This is a genomic window from Faecalimonas umbilicata (assembly GCF_004346095.1).
Taxonomy (GTDB): domain Bacteria; phylum Bacillota; class Clostridia; order Lachnospirales; family Lachnospiraceae; genus Faecalimonas; species Faecalimonas umbilicata.
The window spans coordinates 1-3,381 of the sequence record NZ_SLZV01000053.1; the positions used below are offsets into that span (position 1 = coordinate 1).

The following is a 3,381-nucleotide window of genomic DNA, read 5'->3' on the forward strand; positions in this document are numbered from 1 at the left end:
TTTGTTCCATCTTCAATTACTTACGTAAATTCGATGGAAGTGTCTTATATCCCCATAGCTAAAGCAAGGGGTTTTACGACACATTGGATAAAGAACCTCAAGGCATCTTGGACAGTATTTTCTATTCTCACACGTTTGACACTCACCAACTTTTGATTCTTCTCTTACAAACTTTATCCAGTTCTGTCTCTCTTCAGATGATAAAATTTCTTTTAAACTATGTTCAAACAGATTTCCAAAAGACACATTTCTAAACAGTTCACAAGGATTTACCTCTCCTAATGGAGAAATTCTAATCCTTGATATTCCCGAGTTACATTCACTTCCAGAATAAGTAAAAATTTTCTGATGAAGTAATTCTACAATCTTTTCTTCACTTATTCTAAGTTTTGTAGGCGACAAATCTCCTTGTGTCGTTGGATAAATTAACGGTGTTAAACGATGTCTAATTCCCATATTTTCTAGCATTTGATGTAATTCTAACAAAGAATCTACGCATTCATTCGTAACAACACTGCTTGCCATACAGAAATTTTTCTTTTTTTCATTTAATTTTTGCAATGCATGCAAAGACTTATCAAATGCTCCTTCAATCCCTACAAATCTGTCATGAAATTCTTTTGTGCCATACATTGAAATCCTTATTTCTGAAATTGGGAGCTGGGTCAGCTTGTCTGCTATTTTTTCTGTTAAAGTAATCATAAACATAGGCATATGTATTATCAGATATAACTGATTTCCCATCAGTTTCTGTCGTGTCTGTTTCCTCATACTTCAAAACTTCCAACACAAGATTTACATCTTCTTTGATTTCCTCTATTCTAACTCCCATTTCCTGAGAGAATTCTTTACAGAACTTTTCAAATTCAAATTGTTCTTTTGGAATCATTCTTAATCTATCAAAAATCAATGGACCTCCGCCTTCTAAAATTACAAATGGATTTTCACTGTTTCTGTTTATAATTGCATATTCATCATCCAATTTTAATTTTTCAAGCATTTCAAACATCTTTCCATCTCCTCCTCATATTTTTATATTTCTTTCGTATTTGTTAATTTGAATTTTATCAGTAATTAAGAAAAAGTTGTATGACATTTTTGGAAAGTTTTAATTTTCCAAAAATGCCATACAACTCCTTTCTCTTCAAAGTTATTATAAAAAAACTAATGGAGGTGATATATAATGAAAAAATTTCTTGTATTAATAGTGTTTCTTCTTCTACTAACCATAGCTGAAGACTCTTCTGTTTCTTTTTCAACTTCTTATTTACCAAATTCCTATTCAACGGATCCGGGCGGTGGTGATGAAAAATGGCGACCTTTGATTGTTGCCATTTTTTAGTTTATATCATTTATACAGCTTCTTCATCGAATTCCACATATCCATTCTTTTTAATATAATCCACCACACAATTAAAGCGATAATCCATTTTCATTAATTTTAAAAGGCGTAATGCATCATAAAATTCACCAAAATCTTTTTCTTTTCTTTCTAATACACAAGCAATAATCGTCACACTTCGTCCCAACGTTCTTCCTTGTCCGGCACTTAGGGCTGTCTTCAATCTCTTTCTACAAAGTTCTATTGGTCTAGATATATCTCCTAATTCCTCCAATAATCCCGCCAGATTTCCTAAAACTAATCCCCATTCTCTTATCATAAATGCTGGATTACATGAACTTGCTTCATAATTTATCAAAAGTTTTTCTAAAATCTGTACTGCCTGTTCTTTCCTATTCCATTTTTGATATAAGCATGCAATTAAAGTTAAGATATTTTTTTCATTTGCTGTTAGATTATATGTAAAAATCTCTTTTTCATATCCCGTTTTTTCTAAAATAGAAATTAGACTTTGTATACCATCAGCAAATGTCAAATGCTGGCGTGAAATTTCTATCCTTACCTTTTCTGTTTCTAAATACTGACAATTCTCAGGATAATTCGACTCTAATCGCTTTGATAAATCTTTCAAAATCCCCTCTGCTTTCTCATATTGAAATCGATGTAAAGCTTTTTCCATCTCAGCTTCCAACAAAATCATTTCATAATCTGCCGTTGTAATATACGCTTCAATTCTTCCCCTTTTCCGATTCATTTTCTCCATCAATTTTTCAAATGTTTTATCATTCGGCTTACATTTTCCTCTCTCAATTCTTGACAACTCTTCCCATGTACAAATTCCATCACACAATTCTTCCATAGTCATACCGCAAGCAAGACGATTCTGTCGTATCATTTCATAATCCAATTTAAAGCTTCTGTTTATATCAGAAAACAAACGATAGTTTTCAAAACGCATACCATATTCCAATTCCAAATGTACTAATGCATCTCGCATTCTCAAAAGTTCTCCCGCCTTTTTGTGATCCTCATGTCTCTCATTCTTAGCGTAAATTTCCGCACATGCTTCTAATATCTCCGGAAGATATAAAATTTTCCCTTCTTCTCTCAATAATTCCAATGCGTTCTCAAGAGCAGCTATACAATAAGTCTTTAACTCTGATCCATCGCCATACTCATTTAGTAAAAGCACTGCATATGGATAAACTTTTGCAAGCTCCTCGGGTTCAAATTGTCTGTGCTCAATATACTCAACAATTTTCCATAATTCTGCCAATGTGGCTTTTTCTTTGCTTTCTGCCTTTTTCAATACTTCCCATCGAAATAAAAACAGCCTAATCTCCTCTGCACTTAATACTTTTCCCTTCTCCCAAAGATTCTTGAAGTCTACCGTCTGCATGATTGCTTCTTCTATATATTTTAAAACCACCCCTGATTCTTTTTCTTGAAGCCATGCAATCTGCGCCCGACTCTGTGCAATAAACTGGCGGTGAATCTTTCCTTTCCCCTTCTTCTCATTCCCATACTCAAAAATCAGCTTTTCTGTAAGATCATATTCCCTGCGACAAATCTGCACCTGAATCTCATATTGCAGTTCATATAGATGATATAATTCAGCGGAAAGAACATACTCCAACCGTACCGCAGATTTTCCAAGACGTCTGAAAAGATGATCCAGCAAAAATGGATCTGGATTTTTCTGATTGTTCTCAATTTTTGCCAATTCCGATGCCGCACAAACTCCTTCCCGCAAAGCCGCTTGTGTGATTCCAGATTCTTTTCTTAATCTTACAAGAATTTCTCCGATTCCTTGTTTCATATAATCTCTCCTTCCTATCATTTTCTCATCTTTCATGGATGATTTATACTTATTATACTGTCTTGAATGTTCTCTTCCAACAGACATTTCTGTCAACTAAAAATCTATTTATTCTATAAAATCCTTTCTTGTTTTTAAATACAAAAAAAGACATCTGCTCCTGCAAATATCTTCTCTCTTTTCTATCTCTTCTCTTTTTCATATACCTTCAAAATCACAT

4 protein-coding genes are annotated in these 3,381 nt (G+C 33.5%); 1 reads left to right on the top strand and 3 read right to left on the bottom strand.

All coding sequences use genetic code 11. The features are described from left to right. Positions 1-12: 12 nt before the first annotated feature. Complete coding sequence (locus EDD74_RS15440) at positions 13-633, bottom strand: SPASM domain-containing protein (protein WP_242990069.1); 621 nt, start codon at positions 631-633, stop codon at positions 13-15. Beyond that, positions 608-1,009 carry a hypothetical protein gene (locus EDD74_RS15445; protein WP_008977691.1) on the bottom strand — a complete coding sequence of 134 codons (402 nt, stop codon included), beginning with the start codon at positions 1,007-1,009 and terminating at the stop codon, positions 608-610. Before EDD74_RS15445 ends, EDD74_RS15440 begins: the two co-directional genes overlap by 26 nt. Before the next feature lie 174 nt (positions 1,010-1,183). Between EDD74_RS15445 and EDD74_RS15210 the strand changes: the two genes are divergently transcribed. Continuing rightward, positions 1,184-1,342: a hypothetical protein gene (locus EDD74_RS15210; protein ID WP_016441579.1), complete on the top strand. Its 159-nt coding sequence runs from the start codon at positions 1,184-1,186 to the stop codon at positions 1,340-1,342. Positions 1,343-1,352: 10 nt separating this feature from the next. On the opposite strand, the gene EDD74_RS14885 is transcribed toward EDD74_RS15210, so the two are convergent. Further along, positions 1,353-3,161: a helix-turn-helix transcriptional regulator gene (locus tag EDD74_RS14885; protein WP_116441397.1), complete on the bottom strand. Its 1,809-nt coding sequence runs from the start codon at positions 3,159-3,161 to the stop codon at positions 1,353-1,355. Between the last annotated feature and the right edge of the window lie 220 nt (positions 3,162-3,381).

Coding starts and splice junctions, on each gene's coding strand:
- EDD74_RS14885 (WP_116441397.1), bottom strand. CDS start 3,161: ATGAAACAAGGAATCGGAGAAATTCTTGTAAGATTAAGAAAAGAATCT.
- EDD74_RS15445 (WP_008977691.1), bottom strand. CDS start 1,009: ATGTTTGAAATGCTTGAAAAATTAAAATTGGATGATGAATATGCAATT.
- EDD74_RS15210 (WP_016441579.1), top strand. CDS start 1,184: ATGAAAAAATTTCTTGTATTAATAGTGTTTCTTCTTCTACTAACCATA.
- EDD74_RS15440 (WP_242990069.1), bottom strand. CDS start 633: ATGTATGGCACAAAAGAATTTCATGACAGATTTGTAGGGATTGAAGGA.